Genomic DNA, 18,064 nt, shown 5'->3' on the forward strand with positions numbered 1-18,064 from the left:
CAACCCTTCGCGGAAAGCTCGCCGCTCGGCGGTCAGCCCGCCACCCTGCGCGTATCGCATGACGATGGCGTACCTCGGCGATCATCACCCGTCAGCTATCTGCGACACCACACTTTTAAGGTCAGTATGAGGATGATGAGCGTGACGACAAAGGTGAGGGCGATCTGCTGAGCGCTGCTGAACCGATGCCACCATGACGGCGGAGGGTCGTGTGGGGGGTTCATGGCGATCCTTCTTGCTGCCATCTTGAGAGTATTTGCTGAGGTCTGGCTATCGGAGGCTCACAGTGGCTCCCCCGGATAGGAAGGAGTCATGCAGCTCGATCCTGTCGAGCTTGACGCCCTTCGGCACGTCGTAGAGAAGGATGCCCCGGACCTTGTTACCAGGGTTGATCTTCTCCAAAAACGAGTTGGAGTCCTTCAAAGCCAGGGCAGAGGTACTGCCGTCCGTGTCGAATTCCCGCCCCTTGGTGTCGTAGAGCTTTTGCGAGGAGCTGGAGAAGGTCTCACCCTCATTCCCGACGTTCTCCACGGTGACGTAGATCAGGACGTACTCGCCTTGCGCTGTCTTCGCAAACATGCCATTACCCACCGAGGAGCGCCGCTCGACATTCGTAACCATGAACTGGAGTTCGTCGTCCCGGACCTTGTCCCCAATGCCCGGCGCCTTGAGCTTCTTCGGGGCCTCGGCGGGGGCCTCCGTAGTGGCGTGCGCGTCAGGCTCAGGAGAGTCAGCCAGTTTGTCTTCCTCGGTGTCGTGGGAGGAGTAGGTGGACGAGCTGCCGATAGCCTCGCGCTCGCGTCCTCCGCTGGAGGCGATGCCGATGATGACCGCAAGGGTGAAGAACGCGGCCATCACACCTGACGTGATGAGAAAGGCCAGCAGGCAACCGTTCATCTTCGGCTTCGGCGGCGGGGGCTGGAAGTGCGGGGGGTACTGGTTGTGCTGGTACATATATTCGTTGCTTTCTGGTAAGCGGAAGACGGTTGTGGCCTGAGAGTACAACCGTCCAAACCCGACTTCTTTCTACGTTCTCAATCCGCTAGGTCGTTGTCCCGGCAGATCTCGAACACCAGCTCGGCCCACTTGATCCCTGTGCCGCTCGAATATTAAGTTTCGTGGTTTGAGCTGCGGCTACGCGGCGTGGTGGTATTCGTTGATCGTGCCTATGACGACGGGTTTTCGGCGGACGGATTGTAGGTCGGTCAGGTCGCGGGCGGGCTGCATTGAGATGTCCGGGGGGCGTTGATACCGGGACTGGTGCGGCCGGTGCCCGTTGTAGTGGATCAGATGCTCCTAGAGCACGAGAGTCAGATGGCGTTCGTTGAGGATCAGGATGCGGTCCAGGAGTTCGCGGCGCAGGGTGCCGATGACGCGCTCGCAGATGGCGTTCATCCTCGGCGTCTGCGGCAGCGTGGTGATGATTCGCAGCCCTTCACCCTTGAAGACCTCTTGGAAGGCGGAGGTGAAGAGCGGGTCCCGATCGTGGATCGCGAATTTCAGCCCGGCAATGCGGTCACCCAAGTCCATGACCAGGTTGCGAGCCTGCTGCACCGTCCATGCTCCGGTTGGGTGCGCGGTCACTCCGGCCAGGTGCAGCCGCCGGGTACCGTGCTCGATGAAGATCAGCACGTACAGCCGTTTGAGTAGCAGCGTCTCGACTACCAGGAAGTCGCACGCGATGATTGCGTGGGCTTGGGCGGTCAGGAACTGCCGCCAGGTCGGCCCGGCCTGGAAGGGCGCCGGATCGATACCGGCGGCGTGGAAGATCTCCCACACCGTGGAGGCCGCGATTGGGTAACCCAAGCGCGCCAACTCACCCTGTATTCTTCTATGCCCCCATGTCGGGTTCTCCCGCGCCATCCGCACGATCAGCGCCTTGACCGGCCGGCGGGTACAGGGTCGCCCCGGGCGCCGCCTGTCGGTGAAGGTCCACTTGCGCGCGACCAGGTTGCGGTGCCAGCGCAAGATCGTCGCTGGGGTGAGCGGGAAAACTTCCGCCAATCGGCGGCGGGGGACCAATCGTGACAACGCCGCGAGCCAGAGCCGGTCGGTGTGATCCCATCGCGGCCGACTACCGAGTTGACGGCGGAGTACCTGGTTCTCGTGACGGAGCACCAGCAGCTCAGCGTCCTTGGACAGGTCAGAGCGGACCAGCACTGCCAGCAGGCCGAACAGGCACCCTACCAACCGGTAGACAAGCGTTAACAACACCTTGCGATGGTTGCAGCCACGACCCTGGTCGCGAAGCAAAACCCCAGCTCACGCCACGAAACCGTGTTTTCGAGCGGCACAGGCTCCTGCTGCAGGCGCGGCTACCGTCAGGCGCGTGGATACCTCCAAGCCCTCCGCTGGGGCTGACGAGCCCCAAGGCGACCGTGCCGTCGGCGACATGCTCTACCAGTTCGCTTTGCAGGTCATTGGCAGGCTCGACTCTGAGCAGACCACGGCAGCCGACCTGGCTGCGCAGACACGATCTGAGCGGGTTGCCGACGCGCAACTGTTGGTGCTGCAGGCGATCTACCGCGAGCTTCGCCATGGTCACGACCTCGCGGCAGCGCAGACGTCAGCCCTGGCCAAGCACACCGAAGCGCTGACCGACCACGCCGACACCATGGACAGGATGTCCTCGGCGATGTTGGGCCATGCCGACTCGCTCGACCGTCACCGCATGTAGCCCGGGAGGCCGGCCTCGTACATCGCAGATGCATAGGTACATCGCCGCCACGAGCGGGCGCCGGTCTCAGGCGGCGCCGTCGGCCTGTCCCTCCTCCTGATCCTCGTTCTTGTCGGCTCGTGACTGCGCCTCACGGTCCAGGCCGTCACGGGCGCTGGGGCTGTCAGGGTTCTTGGCGGCCACGGACTGCACGCGGGCGGCCGCTACTCCTGGATGTGCACGTTGTCAAAGGTGCCGCCCTTGCAGAAGGGCACCCCCTCGGGGCCAATCGCCACCCACCCGCCACCCTCCAGGCACTGCTGCTCGCTGACCGACTCCGGGCCGACGAGGGCGAGGGCTGGGGCTGCGGTTACCACAGATAGTGCGAAAGCGGTCAGGGCTACGCTGAGAAGACGACGTACCATCTTTCACCTCACGCTGCGTGACGATCTGAACACTTCGAGTTTATCTTCAAGATTACTTAATGGGAATCGAGACCCTCTCTGAGGGACAAGTTCGTCAGGTGTCCTGAGGGCGGAACCCATCGACGTGATAAACCGCGTTCGCCCTGGTCAACGCTGACCGACCCGGCCCGCGAGTGCCTGACCGCCGCGATCGGCAACGTCGACATCCTGCTCGACATGCTCAGCGGCCTGACGTCCCTGCTCGGCGACGACTGGCCTGCCACGGGACCACAGGCGCCCCGTGGTCCCGTGTCGTGGGCGATCCGCCCCGGCGGGCCCGCTTCTCGCGTGCCCGCGCGTAGGGGTGTCGCAAAAGTCACGAAAGTCGGCGACGTCGGCCGGGTGGCCGTCGACCGGCTCAGCGCAGCGCCCTGGAGGGATCGGCCCGCGATCAGGGGCCCCTGATCGCCTATCTTGCTCAGTCGTTGCAGGTCGGCCGCACACAGACCCACGCGAGCAGATGTGTCATGACCAACCTCGCAACCACAAAGAGTAGCGATAGTTACACATCGTTACTTTGCCCCTGGTGACGGCGACCCGGGCGCCGGGCCTCCTTAACGTGACTGGCCGCTTGGTTGCTGCTCAAGCCCCGGTACCCAGTCACATCGTGGGATCCCCGTCCCCGGGCCGGCACATCGGGCACCCGGGCCGCCCCGCGCAGGGGTTCGGGTCGGCGGCGAGGCGAGTGCTCGCCCAGGCGGACATGGCAGCCGGGGTGCATGTGGACGGGTTGCGGAACGCGAGGCTGGGCGGGCCCGTCTTCATGCCTGCGCGCGCCAGGCTCGCATCCTTTGGCAGGGCGCGAGCCTGGCCTTGCTCAAGGCATGGGCCGGGAATCCGGCACGGATCTCAGCCGCCGGCTTGGGGCCAGTAGTCGTTGCCCATGGGGGCGATCCCACCGGTGCTGGGCCAGTAGTCATTGCCCATCGGGGCGATCCCGCCGCTGCTGGGCCAGGGTTCCTCCTTGGCGGCTGCCGGGCCGGCGGCCAGGGCGAGTCCGGCCGCGGTCAGCAGCCCGATCGCGGCCAGTTTGAGCGTCGTCTTGCTCATGCCTTCACCTCTCGTCACTTTGATGGGTGATCTTCGCCCGTGCCCGGGGCGGGCACGGGATTCAGTGCACAACGCTGGGCCGCCACCTGTCCCGCTGTTCCAGCCTGAGCAGGAACAAGCGGCTCACGGTTCTGTACCTGTCGGTGGCCGCCGCTCACCGCGATCTCGCCGGCAGGCCCCCGAAGTCCCAAGGCCCACCGCCTTGTCTGGTGGCCCCTTTTCGATCGGTGGCGCGTCTGTCGGCCCCGCCGCCATCACCCCCGCTGCCCCGCAGGACGACCACAGCCGACGACCTGGCCCAGATGGACGCGGGCCCCCGGCAGTCCGGTTTGGCGGCCCCCGCGGCATCGCCCCGGGCAGTTCAGCCGGATTACCGCCGGATGCGGACTACCCGTCGCACGTGGAGGCGGGGACCCAGTCGATCTTGAGGACCGTTGCGGCCACGCCGCTGTCGGTCAACTCATGTCCAATTGCGAGATTGTTGTCCTCGGCGTAGTGAACGCACATCTTATGGGGCGCGGAGTCCGGCGAGTAGGCGTACGTGACCACGACGTGGTCCTCGCCTCCTTCTCCGGGCTTGCCGTTGTTGAAGAAGGAGTACACGCCCTTGTAGGGGCTCTTGCCCCAGCTGGACAACTTCCCATCCCCCCAGTCTTCGCCCCGTCCGATGCCGACCTTCGTCTCTGTGGAGATGACGTATGTCGAATACACGCAGAAGTCTCCGCTCGCGCAGCCGTAATGACTGGACCAGCCAAGGGTTGCCGCGCTCGCAGGCGACGTGAACGCCAGCCCTGCCAGAGAGATGGCAGCGACGGCGGCCGGGATGAACCTTCTCAGCATGAGATCTCCTCGTTACTTGCCTGGACAAGCCCAGGTTGTGGAAGGCCGGCCCGCCGAGCAGGGAACGGCAGGCAGGGGCCAGTCTTGGCTGCTGGGCGATTGTCTGGAACCCCGATTCGCCCCCTGGACAAAACTTGATCATCTCCACATCGCTGGGTACGTTGTGCTGGTTTGCCCGTATTCGGGGATATGGGGGATCGTGTGGGGCGTCGTGAACGACCGGTCGATCCGGCGGACGGCCCGGTAGCCGCCTTCGCCGTGGAGCTGCGCAAGTTGCGGCAGGAAGCGGGTAGCCCGTCCTACCGGGCGATGGCCGCGCGGGTGCCGTGCTCGGCCGCCACGCTGGCGAAGGCCGCCGCGGGAGACCTGCTGCCGACCCTGCCGGTCACTCTGGCCTACGTGCAGGCGTGCGGCGGGGACATCGAGCATTGGCGGACCCGGTGGGAGGACGCTCTCGCCGCCGTCCGTGAGGCCACCGCCGTGGGCGGGGAGGTGGCTCGGGCGCCGTATCGGGGGCTGGCCAGGTTCGAGACCGCCGATCAGGCGTACTTCTTCGGCAGGACCGCGCTGGTCGAGCGAGTGGCCGAACTGGTGGACGCCCATCGCCTGGTCATCGTGGTGGGCCCGTCGGGCTGCGGCAAGTCCTCGCTGCTGCGTGCGGGGCTGGTGCCGAGGCTGCGGCCGCGCGAGGTGCGGGTGGTGACGCCGGGCGCCCACCCGCGGTCGGAGCTGCCGGAGGCTGCCGCGGGTGAGGTGGTCGTGGTCGACCAGTTCGAGGAGACGTTCACGCTGTGCCAGGACCCGGACGAGCGGCAGGCGTTCATCGGCGCCCTGGTCGACAGGAGCCAGGATGATCAGGGCGGCCGGGTGGTCCTGGCCGTGCGCGCGGACTTCTTCGACCACTGCGCGCGCCACCCCGTCCTGATGGAGGCCGTCCGGGACTCCACGGTCCCGGTCGGCCCGATGAGCCGGCCGGAGCTGCGTGAGGCGATCACCAGACCGGCGGCGGCCGCCGGTCTGATCGTCCAGCGCGAGCTGACCGCCACCGTCATCGAACAGGTGGCGGGCGAGCCCGGCGGGCTGCCGCTGATGTCGCACGCCCTGCTGGAGACCTGGCGCCGCCACCACGGCAAGGCACTCACGCTGGCCGACTACGAGGCCACCGGCGGCATCCACGGCGCCGTCGCCCACACCGCCGAGAACCTCTACGCCGATCTCACCGCTGTCGAGCGGTCGCGGTTACGCGAGCTGCTGCTGCGCCTGGTCACGCGGGCCGAGGCCGGCGCGCAGGACACCCGCCGCCCGGTGCGACGCGCCGAACTGCTCACCGGCGACCCGCACGACCCGGGCCCGGTCCTGCTGGAACGACTGGCCGCCGCCCGTCTGATCACCCTGGACGACGTCACCGCCGACCTGGCCCACGAAGCACTGCTGACCGCCTGGCCCCGCCTGCGGGACTGGGTGGAAGAAGACCGGGAACGATTGCGCGTCCACCGCCGCCTGACCGAAGCGGCCACAGCATGGAACGACCACGCCCGCGACCCCGGCACCCTCTACCGCGGGCTTCAGCTGGCCACCGCCCGTGAACACCTCACCCGGCACCTGGACACGCTCACCCCCGAGGAACGGGCCTTCCTGCAGGCCAGCACGGCCGCCCACCACGGCGCACGCCGTCGCAGCCGGCTGCGTACCTTGCTCCTGTCGGTCGTGGCAACGCTCGCGCTGGTGGCGGCGTCCCTGGCCTGGCAGCAGAACAACGTCAGCAGCAGGCGGCAGCGGGAGGCGTACGCCCGCCAGATGATCGGCACCGCTGAGAGCCTGCGCCAGTCCGACCCGCGCCTGGCGATGCAACTCAGCCTGGCCGCCTGGCGCCTGGCCGACCTCCCGGAGACCCGTGCCGCCCTGCTGGCCGCGAGCCGGCAGGCCCAGCAGGACACCTTCACCGACCCCGACCAGGCGGAGGCGACCAGGCGCTGGCTCAGTGCCGATGGCCGCACGCTGATCAGCGTTGGCGCCTCCCAGATCACTCGCTGGGATCTGGACAGCAACCGGACGATCTCCACGGCTCCCGGCCTGGCTGAACGGTTGCCCGACGCTGTCGTGGTCATGGGCGATGCCCGCTGGTTGCCTTTCCTGGAGCCCCGTGCCACAAACTCGAAGGTAACGCTGTGGGACATGACCACCGGCCGCTACGACCCAGCGCCGTTGGACACCACCAACCTGGGCGTCGAGGTCAGCCGCAGCGGAGAGCACCTCATCGTCTACCAGGCGGACGGCTCCCGCTACCGCATCCGTGTGTGGGACCTCGCCACCCGGCAGAAGATCCTGCAGGTGAGCACCTCTCGAAAGAAGTCCGGGGCGAACCATGGGGGAGAAGTCCGCATGCTGGGCAAGGCACGTATCAGAGGGGGGACCGTCGAAGCCGGCGTTCCTGACGCCACCATCAGCGCGAACGGCAAAGTCATGGCGCTATGTGTGCCCGGCGCGCCGATCCAGCTGTGGAATCTGGACGACGGTCACAGAATCACGGCATCCTGGGCGCCGACGCGGTCTGCGCGTCAGTGCCGGGAAGAACGCCTGTTCCTGGCCCCGGATGGACGACGACTGCTGCTGGTCGAAGACGAGCGGGTCCGGCAGTGGCACCTGCCTGGCGGTAAGGAGGCCGCCGCACTCTTGGCGCCGGGCGTAAATGAGGTCGGATTCAGCCAAGATGGCTCCTTCCTTGCCACGGCCAGCACGGATGAGCTCCTGGTGTGGCGGTTGAGTAAGACCAGCGAGCCGCTATTTCGGCACCCGCTCGGTGGCGAGGGTGCATCAGGCCTCACGATCGACCCAGCTGCCGACCGAATCCGCTACTTTGCCTGGACACTTAGCGGTACGGACTTCTCGACGGTCGCCACCGTCCGGACGCTTCAACTTAACTCCAGCCTCGACAGCCACGGGGGAGACGAAGTCGCCAGCTCCGCGACTTTCAGCCCCGACGGCCGCCGCCTTGCCATCATCTACGACAACCGAGTCGAGGTACGCGATGGCACCAGCGGGCAGCGCCTGCCCAGCCCGCCGCCACTGCGCTGTCCTGCGGTCAACTCAGGAACGGTCGGCTGTCATGCGATTGCCGCCTTTCGGCGCGATGGCCGGGTGCTGGCCTACAGTGACATGCTTCAGACTCCGTTGCGCAGGGCATGGATATGGGATCTTGACGGCCAACGCGTTAGCGTGACCTCGCCTCCCCTGAAGTGGGGAGGAAACAGCCTCGCCTTCGCGGGCAACAGTCTGCTCGTCACCGGAACAACCTTCGGCGACGATGACTCCCGCATCAGGACGATCACCGTCTGGGATACGACCAAGGGCCGCATCTCCGCGACCGTGCCGAACATCAGCGGCCACCTCGCCGTCGACCCTACTGGGCGACTACTGGTCACTTCCCAGGGGCACATCGCCGATCTCACCCCGACGGGAGTGCCGATCCGCCGCGCGGGCGGAATCGGCACGGCCAGCACGTTGGCCTTCAGCCGCGACGGACGCTTCCTTGCCGTCGGCAAGGGGAGCGGGCAGACCGCACTGTGGGACGGTAACGTGCGGCGCTACCTCGGCCCCCTGACGTCCACGACCTCGGTCACGGCCATCAGCGCCCTCGCCTTCTCCCCAGACGCGCGACTGCTCGCCGTCGGAATGACCGACGGCGCGATTCAGCTGTGGGACACCGACACCCGACAGCCCATAGGAGCACCCATCGCCACGACCGGCGGCATGGTCTTGGCCATGACCCTGCGCGACAACGTCCTGTATGTCGCGGCCAGGCAGATCCCCTTCCAGCGATTCGACCTCACTCCAGCGGCTGCGGCCGCCACCATCTGCCACAGGGCAGGCCAAGGCCTCACGCCGGAGAACTGGGCCACCTATTTCCCGGGCTACCCCTTCCAGCCCACCTGCGGCCGTGACGCCCAATGAGGCTTGGCTTCGCATCGATCACGCCCGCATTTCCGCCGTCGTCCAGGACCTTGCGCGTCACTTGGGCGCGTTCAGGGCCGCCGGGTGCCGGCGCGTCTTCGCCGATAAGATGTCCGAGGGCGCGGCGATCACACGGGGCAGTGTCCAAATCACGAGCCCCTCACAGCAGGGTGCTCCAGTAGGACCAGAACCGCGCGCCGATCGCGGTGGTGACGGTCAGGAACCACAGAGTGAGCGGCACCGTGTGGTAGCTGACGACAGCCCGGACGGCGCACCCGGCACGGGCGTCGGGCAGGTGGCGTTGTTGAAGGTTGTGCAGGGTGACGTGCCAGAAGATCGGAATCGTGACCGCCCAAACCACCATGCAGTACGGGCACAGCGCGCCGATGACGTACAGGCTCTGGTAGATCAGCCAATGTACGAACAGCACGCCGAAGGTGACCCCGGTCTGCAGGCCCAGCCAGAACCATCGGGGCAGGGCGGCGCCCGTCAACAGCACGACGCCGATCGCGGTGACGACGGCGAAGCCGGCCACGCCGAGCAGGGGGTTGGGGAAGCCGAACGCCTCGGCCTGCGGCGTGTTCATCACCGACCCGCACGACAGGACGGGGTTGAGGCTACAACTCGGCACGTAGGCAGGGTTCTTCAGCAGGGCGATCTTCTCCACCGAAAGGGTGAACGCGGCCGCGAACCCGGCCAGCCCGCCGAGCATCAGCAGCCAGGGCAGCAGCCGCGGGAACGGCGCCGTCTCCTGCTCGGGCGCGTCGCTCACCGGCGGCGCGGCGACGGGCTCAGCTTGCGAGCGCTGCATCGATGGCCGCCTTGAAGTCGGCTTCGGACTCGGGCTGGAGTCGCCGGCCGTTGAGGAAGAACGTCGGCGTCCCGGTCACACCCAGTGCCTTGCCATCGGCGACGTCCTTGTTGATGCGCTCCAGCGTCTCCGGAGCGTTGTAGGCCTTCTCCCAGGCGGTCATGTCCAGGCCGAGGCTCCTGGGCGAGGCCGCGGAAGGCGTCGTCGGCAGGCACCTGCTTCTCGCCCCACTGGGTCTGGGTTTCGTACATGCGCTGGTACATCGCCTCGAACTTGCCCTGCCGGGCGGAGGCCTCGACGGCGCGGGCGGCGTGCTCGGCGTTGAAGTGGCCGGGTAGCGGGAAGTAGCGTGCGACGAAGGTGATCTTGCCCGCGTACTGCTTGCGCAGGTCCTCCACCGATGGGAAGGCCTTGTACCGCTTCAAAATCATCGCATTGGGCTTGAGGTGGGGGTTCTCCGAGGCGGCTACGCGGCTCGGCTGTACTCGTTGATCAGCCCGCTGAGCACCTTCCGGCGTTCGGTCCGGCCTTCCAGCGGCATCACGGTCCGCTCGTCGTGATCAGGTGGCCGCTGCCGACGGGACTGGTGCGGTCGATGGCCGTTGTAGTGATCGGTGTACTCGGTGAGGACCGACCGCAGGTGCCGTTTGTTGTAGATCAGCATGCGGTCGGTGCACTCGGCCCGTACGGTACGGACCCATCGCTTGGCGTAGCAGTTGGCCCGCGGCGTGCGCGGCGGAATCTTCACCACCGTCACGCCCGTGCCGGCGAAGACCGCGTCGAAGACACCGGTGAACTTGGTATCTCGGTCGCGGATGAGAAAGCGAAACGAGGCGATCCGTGTCCCGAGGTCCATCAACAGGTTGCGGGCCTGCTGGGCCGTCCAGGCGCCGGTCGGGTTGGCGGTCACGCCGAGGATGTGCACACGCCGGGTGGTGACTTCTATGACAAACAGCACGTACAGGCGCTTCAAGGAAATCGTGTCGATATGGAAGAAGTCGACGGCCAGCAGGCCTTGCGCCTGGGCGCGTAGGAAGGTCGTCCACGAGGTGTCGGTGCTTCGTGGAGCCGGGCCGACCCTCCGGCTTCGCAGGATCGGGCGTACGGTCGCCTCACTGACCTGGTAGCCGAGTAGGACCAGTTCACCGTGCACCCGGCGGTATCCCCGGGACGGGTTCTCCTGCGCCAGGCGCACCACCAGCTCCTGGATCTCCTTGCTCATCCGGGGGCGGCCGGACCGGTGCGGATACGTCCATCGGCGCTGGGCCAGGCGACGGTGCCAGGCCAGCAGGGTGCCCGGTGTCACCAGCCGGTGAGCCCGCACTCCAGGTGGTAGGAGCCGGGACAGCGCGGCCAGGATCGCTCGATCGGCCCGGTCCGGCTTCGGCCGCGTGACTTGCCTTCGCAGTACCGCCACCTCATGCCGAAGCGCCATGATCTCGACGTCCTCTACCGCCTCACCTCGGCCCAGCAGCACCAGCCAGCCGAACAACCGAATCATGATCAGATACAGGAGACGGAAAGACACAAGGACCGATCTTGCCCGTATCGGCGTATCAGGCCGACCTGGAGGTCAAGCCCCCTGCGATAACTTTTGAAGCGGTACAGCCTCAACCGGAAGCAGGCGTCGGCGAGCCGGGCCTTCTTCAGGCCGGCCAGCTGCTCACGGAGCTCGGCCGGGGCAGTGACGAGCAGCGCATGCAGTTCGTTGAGGCAGGCGGTGCGAGCCTTCACCGCGCCGGCGCGGACCAGATGCAGCACACGGGTCGACTCGGCCACCCCGTTTCCGCTCTTCGGGACGGCCCGAGCCCTATCGGCCAGGACAGCCTCGGCCGCCGAGTAGGAATCCAGTGGATCAGACTTGCCCTTGGCCCGGCGCTGCTGCCGATCAGGGCGATTGACCTCGACCACCTTGACCTTCGCGCTGCTCAGGTGACGAGCCAGGGCGGCACCATAGGAGCCGGTACCCTCTACCCCCACCGCATGCAGCCGGCCGAAGGAACGCATCCACTCCAGCAGGTCCGCGTATCCCACTCGGGTCGCCGGGAACTCGCGATCGGCGATCCGGCGCCCGTTCATTAACACCACCGCGGCGTGGTGAGTGTCGGCATGGGTGTCGACTCCGCCCACGATCCGTCGCGCCTTGGGCTTTTTGAACTCCGTCATGTGCACCCTCACCGGCTCGGGGGATATCCGAAGGCGGTGCGTGACGGCCGGTCAAGCAGGCAGACCAGTGACGGGACGGGCTATCTCGCCGAGGCTTCTATCAAGCCACACATGGCCAGCCGACACGCACCTTCGGGAGCGCTCCCCAGAAGAGGCGACAGATCGTGCCGATGGCACCAGAAGACCCGGGCCAGATAGAACAAGGGTCAACCTCGTGGGGCAACACTTCCTGCTCCTGCAACCTCAACCGCAGTAGCAGTCGTTCCCGATGGCACCAGTCTCACTGATAGAACAGCATCCAGGGCTCCTGGTGGTGACGGTGATGGTTGTGGTGATCAACCCGTCTACCAGGAGCTCTTCTACGTCATGAGCCGAACACCGGACTTGCGATCATGCTGTGACCAGCAGTCCGCCGTCAGAGGATGAAATAGATTCACTGATCATGGATGTTGCTGGGTATCTCCGAATACTGTCAACAGCCTCGTCGAACCCATTCGGTGACTCGAGAGATCGTTGTCACTTCAAGGGGACCCTGGCGCCAGGACACTCGTCTATCTCAACATGACACAGGTATTGCGCTGGCTCCGGCATGCATGGGATTTTGCCGGGCCGGTCGGACGCCGTGCCCTTCTTTTGTCCTGGCTTGCTTGGATCACCATGATGGCACTCGGAATCTGGGGTGACGTCGAACGTTTTTGGGATGGACGCTCATTTCTCACAAATGTCTACAGCTCAATCACCACTGCTACCTTCGGCGTCCCTGTCGCGCTTCTGATTTTGAACCGGATAATTCGATCAGTCGAGGAGCAACAAGAGGCAGCCAGACCCGTATATACCATTCTTGACAAGATTGATGATGTCATTGACCGCATCGAAGCGGAGGCAAATGTCAGAGAAGCCCTCCTTGCTAATTCGCAAGGCGACCCACTATTCAGTGAAAACATACATCGCTACCTCGTACAGACTCTCCCTCTCTTTGACTTACTTTGCAAGGAAGCCGATGCTCTCGATCATATTCGAGATAAACTCGGCCATCGTATCCGAGCGATCGCGAGCGTTAATGGCTCGCTTCCACTCCCTGAAAATCTGCGGCGCGATATCGCAATACTCCGCGAAGAAGCCCGCCGCATCCGTCGTTCACTTGGCCAACCACCCGAACAAAGATCGGCCCGCCTTTAATACCGAAGGACACCCTGCACTGCCCGTATACCGTCGTCCCACCCACGGGGGTAGCGGGCCAGCCGCGGGGCTGCCCAGCCGCGCGCCTGGTGTCAGGGCCGTTATGGAGCGGAGGCGGCCCCGCGACTGGTCTGCTAGGGATTGCTCTGAGACGGCGGCAGGCGGGCAGGCTTCCACGGCAACCCTGCGCCTGCCGATAATTCCATCCGTGCTGGTCAAGCGGCATGTGAGTACTCGTGGAGGACGAGCCGGTCTCGTCGGCGTATGTTCAGATTGATGATTCGTCCGGGGTCGGTGATCGGGTCCGAGGCGGGACGCAGTGGAGCCGCTTGGTTCAGGGCTTGATGCGATCGGTGCTGGTTGTAGAAGTGTTCGTACTCGCGCAGGGCGTGCCGCAGGTGGCGTTCGTTCCAGATGAGGCAGCGGTCGAGAAGCTCGTGGCGGCAGGACTGCACCCACCGTTCCATGATGGAGTTCATCCGCGGCATCCGGATGCCGGTGAGCACGGTCTTGATGCCGGCCTCGGCGAGTACCTCGTCCATGATGGCCGGGAACTTCCCATCCCGGTCTCGAAGCAGAAAGCGCGCCCGGCAGCCTGCATCATCCAGGTCCATCACCAAATTTTGATCGCCTGGGTGACCCAGTTTGTGCTCGGGTGAGCGGTGGCGCCGAGCACGCGGACGCGTCTGGTGGCGTGCTCGATGGCCGCCAGGACGTACTGGCGTTGTCCGCTGAGAGTGATGGTCTCGATGAAGTCGCAGGTCAGTAGGGCGTCGGCTTGCGAGCGCAGGAAGTCGGCCCACGTGGTGGTTGCCCGTTCGGGTGCCGGGTCGAGGCCTGCCTGTTTGAGGATCTCCCAGACGGTGGACGGCGCGACCTTGATGCCGAGTGTGGTGAGTTCTCCGTGGATCCGCCGATGGCCCTGCTCGGGTTCTCCCGGACCAGGCGCAGAATGAGGGCGCGGATGGAGCGGACCGTGGGTGGGCGCCCGGGGCGCTTGGGCCGGCAGATACGGCCGTGACGACGTCTCATCAGGTCGCGGTGCCAGCGCAGGACGGTGTCCGGCCGGACGAGAAGCCGCAGGCGGTGCAGAACCTCACGCGGCAGTGAGGTCAGGAGAGCGGCGAGAAGGGCCCGGTCCTCGGGTGCGAATCGCACTCTCGTGTCAGCGCCGAGTTGGCGTTCAAGGACGGCGATCTGGTGACGCAGAACGAGAATTTCCATGTCCTTGTCCCGATCACTCATGGGTAGCAGTCGCAGCGCGGCGAAGGCGTTCGTGACGGTCAGGTAGGCCAGGCGAAGCAGCACAGCGGATCATCCTGCCGTACGCGCTTCCATCTTTTGGATGACTGGAGCTCGCGTACGTTGAAGCGAAAGCCCTCGCAGAGCCATGGCCTGGGCGGATGTAGTTATCGGCAGGCGCAAGCTTGATGGCCAGGCACTCGCCGGTGTTGTCGCACCAGGCGGTCAGTGGGAACAACCCGAAACTGCCCTTGAACGTGCCCGCGGCGGCCTCCTTGTCGCTGTGACAGAGCTGGATCGTGGCATCCAGCCGGATCACGATCCATTCACCGAGGTCGCCGTAGCAGGTCCGGGAGGTCGGCACGCCCCCGTGTCGTGCGGCGACCAACGTCCACACCCGCCGTCGCGCCCGCGCCCGCGCAGCGGCGATCTTATCCCGCTGCCGGGCCGTCACCTCCTCCAGCGCTCGCCACGCCGTCGATGCCGAGGCCACCGAACCGAATAACTCGCCCTGGTCCCGCAGGGTGCGGATGTGCCGGGTCGCGGTCCCGCCATCAGCGATCATCACACCGAGGTCGGATAACACCTGGCCCCGATCGTGCCTCACCTGCCGGCCCCGCACCCGCAACGCGGCTGTCAGTTCAATGGTCTGGCCGGACTTGAACGCCAGCATCCGCAGCCCTGCCGTACCGACGTGAGAGACCACGCCGTGACCGCCGACCGTGACCGCCAGCCCTTGCATCCACTTCGGGATAGTCTGCACGCGAAGAGTGCTCCTCGCTCTGGAAGGTTGTTGATCTCGACAATCCGTAATCTTCCAGATCAGGGGCACTCTTGCTGTCTAACCGATCATCCAGCCCGGACTCTCATCAGCCGCCGCGAAACGGCGAGGCTAGAGGCGTTCCGCGACCGCACCGGCTTCAGCGTTCTGTGCAACACCTCGCTGAACAACAACGGACGCGGCTTCATCAACCGCACCAGCGATCTCATCGCGTACGGCGAGAAACACGGTCTCGACGGCCACGTCATCAACGACAGCTTCGTCACTCCCCGCCGGCTCGGGCCGGGAACCTGCCGATGAGAGCCGGGTTCACTGCGCGGGGGTGCCCAGGTAGCCGGGGAATCGCCCCTCCGGATCGCGGACGGCCCTGATGCGCTGCAGCCTGGACCAGGCCGCATCGGACAGGATCCTGTCCGAGCGGACGGTGAAGTCGCTGTCACCGAGGTAGCAGCCGTCAGAGTACGGCGACAACCTGTTCATGGCCGAGAGCAACCAGGAACGGCACTTCTCGTCGTCGGCCGGGCCGCGGCCGGCGACGTACGCGGCGAAATACAGGTCGGGGCGAAGCGAGACAGCCATGTCCGGCAACACGCGTGACAGCTGCGGGCTGAAGTCACTGAGAATCACCGACGATTGGGGCGTGGGCAGGTCGGTGAAGGCCGCCACCAATGCCGGCACCAGGTCCGATGTCTGCCCGGCGAGGTACGCGTTGTCGACGAAGTAACGAAGGCCCGCGGGGCTTCCGGCTGACTGCTCGGCGAACAACGCGCTCAAGGTCGTCGGCTGAGCAGCGGCGGACTTCACCGCTCTGCCGGCCACGGGGCACGTCTCCAGCGGGGCCAACGCGGACGGGCCGCCGTCGAAGGACACCCCATCGATGATCACCACAGGAGAGCCGGAACCGGGCGGAGCGGCTCCGACGGCGAGGAGGCCCACCGACGGGTCCACGTCGCGCCGTACGGAGTGGAACCAGGTCAGCACCTCGGTCGCCACCTCAGCCGGGTAGACGTAAGTGGATCGGATCAGGCTCCGGTGGCGGGGACGGGTGCGCAGCCGGAATTCGGTGACCACACCGAAGAATCCGGGACCCGACCCGCGGGCCGCCCAGAACAGATCCGCGTTCTCCGTCTCGGAGCAGCGGACCAGTTCCCCGGATGCGGTGACCACGTCCATGGATTCGACCGACTCCACGGCCCAGCCCACGCCGCGGCAGCTCAAGCCCATCCCGCCCTGCAGGAGAAAACCGCCCATGCTCACGGTGGGATGGTGTCCGACGGAGAAGAACCGGCCGTGCGCGGCGAGGAACGGGTCCAGGTCCAGTCCGCTGCGTGCCGCCGGGCCGACCGCGGCGATTCCGGTGCCCGCGTCGTAGTGCATCCCGTTGAGCGAGACCAGGTCGATGAGGAGCGCGTCCTCGCGCAGCGACCAGGCGGCCCAGCTGTGCCCGCCTGAGCGGACCGAGACCTTCCACCCCTCCGCGGCCGCCAGTTTCACCCCGGCCGCCACGTCGACGGCATCAGCGGCACGCAGCACCGCTGCCGGGCGTCGCGCGGGCCTGCGACCGTTGAAGATGGTCGCGAGCGCGGCGTCGGAGAATCCGGCGTCGCCGCTGCGCCAGAAGGCGCCGGTGAAGCTCATCAGCGGCCGTCCGAGACCGCGAATCGCGCCGCCACGTCCACGACGGCCTCGACTGCCTCCGTGGTGATCAGGCTTTCGTCGTAGTGAACGACCACGCGCGGGACCGCCTCGTCCAGCCACCACGCGAAGATGAGGGGGTCGACCAGGCCATGACCACCCGGTGCGGGCACCTGGACCGGCTCCGCCCGCGTACCCGCCAGGGGCGAGCCCCGGAAACCTTCTCCTGATTGATCGAGGGTCACGTGCGCCCCGTTTCCACCGATCGAGGAGGTCAGGTCCAGGCCCCAGGACCGTTCGACGATGTCGAGCGGGAGCGCGTAGTCGAAGACGTCGAGGCTCTGCCCGAAGACGTCGCGGACCGTCTCCAGCGGCCCGCCCGGTTCGCCGTCGAGATGCAGGGGGACACGCTGGACGAACTGTCCGAGCGTCTTGGCCGTGTACGGCAGAGCACGCCCGTGGTGAGCGACACTGACCCCCACGCTCGAAGCGCCGGTCGCCTCCTTCATGCCCGCCAGAATGGCGGCGGTCACCACCACGAACGGCGTCGCCCTGGCCTGTCTCGCCAGCTGCCGCACCCTCGAGTGCGCGTCCGCCGGCAGCGCACGACGCACGATCTTCACCGCGGGCTCGCCCTTCGCCGCACCGGCGCTCGGCAAGGGGGGAGACGAGGATCCGAACCTTTCGGTGTACGCACGCCAGAACGCTCTGCGCTCCTCCCCCCATCGGCCGGCGAACTCCTGCCGGAGCAGCGCGGCGAACTCTTGGTAGGAGGCGGCGCCCTCGGTTTCGCAGCCGATCCGTTCACCGGCGGCCGCACGCTCGTAGAGCTCGCCCAGTTCCGCCACGAGAAGGTTCCACGAGGTGAGGTCGGTGATGAGGTGGTCCAGCGCTATCCCGAACAGATGCCGCCGGTCGTCGCGTCGCACGACGACGATGCGCGACAGACCTATGGCGTCGAGGCTGAAAGGAGCCCCGACGAGGGTCCGGCGCATCGTCTCGAGCGCTTCATCGTCCGTATCGGCCGAGTGGAACTCCACCTCGGTCAGCACGTCCTCGTACGTGCACGCCTCGTCCGGTGAGACGTACGCCCTGCGCATGACGTCATGGCGCAGGCACAGGACGCGCCACGCCTCGCGCAGAGCCGCGTGATCCAGCCGTCCGGTCAGCCACGCCGTGGAGTAGACCAGGTTGTGCCAGTGCGTGTAGTTTCCGGCCAGCCGAGCCATCTCGACGAACGATGTCGGACCTGACGTGGCCTTACCCCAGCTCACCGGCATTCCTCTTCC

At 66.3% G+C, this 18,064-nt stretch carries 18 protein-coding genes and 1 pseudogene; 4 read left to right on the forward strand and 15 right to left on the reverse strand.

The genetic code is table 11. The annotated features are described in order from the left end of the window. Positions 1 to 270: 270 nt before the first annotated feature. Together DMB42_RS17530 and DMB42_RS17535 are read right to left on the reverse strand one after the other, a co-directional pair. A complete protein-coding gene (locus DMB42_RS17530) occupies positions 271 to 954 on the reverse strand; it encodes a DUF4352 domain-containing protein (RefSeq protein ID WP_125635890.1) in 684 nt (227 codons plus the stop codon). 342 nt (positions 955 to 1,296) lie between these two features. After that, a complete protein-coding gene (locus tag DMB42_RS17535) occupies positions 1,297 to 2,253 on the reverse strand; it encodes a helix-turn-helix domain-containing protein (RefSeq protein ID WP_221762201.1) in 957 nt (318 codons plus the stop codon). Between the two features lie 76 nt (positions 2,254 to 2,329). Between DMB42_RS17535 and DMB42_RS17540 the strand changes: the two genes are divergently transcribed. Next, on the forward strand, positions 2,330 to 2,677 hold the full coding sequence (locus DMB42_RS17540) for a hypothetical protein (RefSeq protein ID WP_125635892.1): 348 nt from the start codon (positions 2,330 to 2,332) through the stop codon (positions 2,675 to 2,677). 66 nt (positions 2,678 to 2,743) lie between these two features. Here DMB42_RS17540 and DMB42_RS55005 read toward each other — a convergent pair whose 3' ends face one another. The 4 genes from DMB42_RS55005 to DMB42_RS17550 form a co-directional block, all read right to left on the reverse strand. Next, on the reverse strand, positions 2,744 to 2,869 hold the full coding sequence (locus DMB42_RS55005; protein WP_260477757.1) for a hypothetical protein: 126 nt from the start codon (positions 2,867 to 2,869) through the stop codon (positions 2,744 to 2,746). Positions 2,870 to 2,880: 11 nt separating this feature from the next. Next, positions 2,881 to 3,033: a hypothetical protein gene (locus tag DMB42_RS53230; protein ID WP_185844709.1), complete on the reverse strand. Its 153-nt coding sequence runs from the start codon at positions 3,031 to 3,033 to the stop codon at positions 2,881 to 2,883. A gap of 936 nt (positions 3,034 to 3,969) precedes the next feature. Further along, positions 3,970 to 4,170 (reverse strand): hypothetical protein, encoded by a 201-nt coding sequence (locus DMB42_RS17545; protein WP_125635894.1) that lies wholly within the window; start codon positions 4,168 to 4,170, stop codon positions 3,970 to 3,972. Between the two features lie 387 nt (positions 4,171 to 4,557). Next, a complete protein-coding gene (locus DMB42_RS17550; RefSeq protein WP_125635896.1) occupies positions 4,558 to 5,010 on the reverse strand; it encodes a hypothetical protein in 453 nt (150 codons plus the stop codon). A gap of 201 nt (positions 5,011 to 5,211) precedes the next feature. On the opposite strand from DMB42_RS17550, the gene DMB42_RS17555 reads away from it, so the two are divergent. Continuing rightward, positions 5,212 to 8,961, forward strand: coding sequence for an AAA family ATPase (locus tag DMB42_RS17555; RefSeq protein ID WP_125635898.1), 3,750 nt, complete (start codon positions 5,212 to 5,214; stop codon positions 8,959 to 8,961). A 160-nt stretch (positions 8,962 to 9,121) separates the two neighbouring features. Here the strand turns inward: DMB42_RS17555 and DMB42_RS17560 are convergent, their stop codons facing one another. The 5 genes and pseudogenes from DMB42_RS17560 to DMB42_RS17575 all read right to left on the reverse strand — a co-directional run bounded on the left by DMB42_RS17560 (position 9,122) and on the right by DMB42_RS17575 (position 11,938). Further along, a complete protein-coding gene (locus DMB42_RS17560) occupies positions 9,122 to 9,772 on the reverse strand; it encodes a vitamin K epoxide reductase family protein (protein WP_125635900.1) in 651 nt (216 codons plus the stop codon). After that, a complete protein-coding gene (locus DMB42_RS54235; RefSeq protein WP_221762202.1) occupies positions 9,753 to 9,935 on the reverse strand; it encodes a thioredoxin domain-containing protein in 183 nt (60 codons plus the stop codon). The genes DMB42_RS17560 and DMB42_RS54235 overlap by 20 nt, the downstream gene beginning before the upstream one ends. Positions 9,936 to 9,999: 64 nt before the next feature. Continuing rightward, a pseudogene (locus DMB42_RS56360) lies at positions 10,000 to 10,203 on the reverse strand (DsbA family protein); the annotation flags it as partial. Between the two features lie 35 nt (positions 10,204 to 10,238). Then, positions 10,239 to 11,264: an integrase core domain-containing protein gene (locus DMB42_RS17570; RefSeq protein WP_221762203.1), complete on the reverse strand. Its 1,026-nt coding sequence runs from the start codon at positions 11,262 to 11,264 to the stop codon at positions 10,239 to 10,241. Between the two features lie 11 nt (positions 11,265 to 11,275). Next, complete coding sequence (locus tag DMB42_RS17575) at positions 11,276 to 11,938, reverse strand: transposase (RefSeq protein ID WP_125635904.1); 663 nt, start codon at positions 11,936 to 11,938, stop codon at positions 11,276 to 11,278. A 561-nt stretch (positions 11,939 to 12,499) separates the two neighbouring features. Between DMB42_RS17575 and DMB42_RS17580 the strand changes: the two genes are divergently transcribed. Next, positions 12,500 to 13,117 carry a hypothetical protein gene (locus tag DMB42_RS17580; protein ID WP_125635906.1) on the forward strand — a complete coding sequence of 206 codons (618 nt, stop codon included), beginning with the start codon at positions 12,500 to 12,502 and terminating at the stop codon, positions 13,115 to 13,117. Positions 13,118 to 13,332: 215 nt separating this feature from the next. Here the strand turns inward: DMB42_RS17580 and DMB42_RS54245 are convergent, their stop codons facing one another. Together DMB42_RS54245 and DMB42_RS17590 are read right to left on the reverse strand one after the other, a co-directional pair. After that, positions 13,333 to 13,731: an integrase core domain-containing protein gene (locus tag DMB42_RS54245; protein WP_221762204.1), complete on the reverse strand. Its 399-nt coding sequence runs from the start codon at positions 13,729 to 13,731 to the stop codon at positions 13,333 to 13,335. A 623-nt stretch (positions 13,732 to 14,354) separates the two neighbouring features. Then, positions 14,355 to 15,122 carry a transposase gene (locus DMB42_RS17590; RefSeq protein WP_125635908.1) on the reverse strand — a complete coding sequence of 256 codons (768 nt, stop codon included), beginning with the start codon at positions 15,120 to 15,122 and terminating at the stop codon, positions 14,355 to 14,357. 30 nt (positions 15,123 to 15,152) lie between these two features. On the opposite strand from DMB42_RS17590, the gene DMB42_RS54250 reads away from it, so the two are divergent. After that, positions 15,153 to 15,440 carry a carbamoyltransferase C-terminal domain-containing protein gene (locus DMB42_RS54250; protein ID WP_396982598.1) on the forward strand — a complete coding sequence of 96 codons (288 nt, stop codon included), beginning with the start codon at positions 15,153 to 15,155 and terminating at the stop codon, positions 15,438 to 15,440. Between the two features lie 9 nt (positions 15,441 to 15,449). Here DMB42_RS54250 and DMB42_RS17600 read toward each other — a convergent pair whose 3' ends face one another. Continuing rightward, the gene (locus tag DMB42_RS17600) at positions 15,450 to 16,778 is read right to left on the reverse strand and encodes an FAD-binding oxidoreductase (RefSeq protein ID WP_125635910.1); all 1,329 of its coding nucleotides are present in this window, start codon (positions 16,776 to 16,778) and stop codon (positions 15,450 to 15,452) included. Then, the gene (locus tag DMB42_RS17605; RefSeq protein WP_221762206.1) at positions 16,778 to 18,049 is read right to left on the reverse strand and encodes a condensation domain-containing protein; all 1,272 of its coding nucleotides are present in this window, start codon (positions 18,047 to 18,049) and stop codon (positions 16,778 to 16,780) included. The genes DMB42_RS17600 and DMB42_RS17605 overlap by 1 nt, the downstream gene beginning before the upstream one ends. Between the last annotated feature and the right edge of the window lie 15 nt (positions 18,050 to 18,064).

Origin of the sequence: Nonomuraea sp. WAC 01424 (assembly GCF_003947315.1) — a bacterium.
Taxonomy (GTDB): domain Bacteria; phylum Actinomycetota; class Actinomycetes; order Streptosporangiales; family Streptosporangiaceae; genus Nonomuraea; species Nonomuraea spiralis.

What these genes read in the sequence shown, in the direction of transcription:
- DMB42_RS17530 (WP_125635890.1), bottom strand. Translation starts at nt 954, where the DNA reads ATGTACCAGCACAACCAGTACCCCCCGCACTTCCAGCCCCCGCCGCCG.
- DMB42_RS17545 (WP_125635894.1), bottom strand. Translation starts at nt 4,170, where the DNA reads ATGAGCAAGACGACGCTCAAACTGGCCGCGATCGGGCTGCTGACCGCG.
- DMB42_RS17550 (WP_125635896.1), bottom strand. Translation starts at nt 5,010, where the DNA reads ATGCTGAGAAGGTTCATCCCGGCCGCCGTCGCTGCCATCTCTCTGGCA.
- DMB42_RS17560 (WP_125635900.1), bottom strand. Translation starts at nt 9,772, where the DNA reads ATGCAGCGCTCGCAAGCTGAGCCCGTCGCCGCGCCGCCGGTGAGCGAC.
- DMB42_RS54235 (WP_221762202.1), bottom strand. Translation starts at nt 9,935, where the DNA reads ATGACCGCCTGGGAGAAGGCCTACAACGCTCCGGAGACGCTGGAGCGC.
- DMB42_RS17575 (WP_125635904.1), bottom strand. Translation starts at nt 11,938, where the DNA reads ATGACGGAGTTCAAAAAGCCCAAGGCGCGACGGATCGTGGGCGGAGTC.
- DMB42_RS17580 (WP_125635906.1), top strand. Translation starts at nt 12,500, where the DNA reads ATGACACAGGTATTGCGCTGGCTCCGGCATGCATGGGATTTTGCCGGG.
- DMB42_RS54245 (WP_221762204.1), bottom strand. Translation starts at nt 13,731, where the DNA reads ATGGACCTGGATGATGCAGGCTGCCGGGCGCGCTTTCTGCTTCGAGAC.
- DMB42_RS17600 (WP_125635910.1), bottom strand. Translation starts at nt 16,778, where the DNA reads ATGAGCTTCACCGGCGCCTTCTGGCGCAGCGGCGACGCCGGATTCTCC.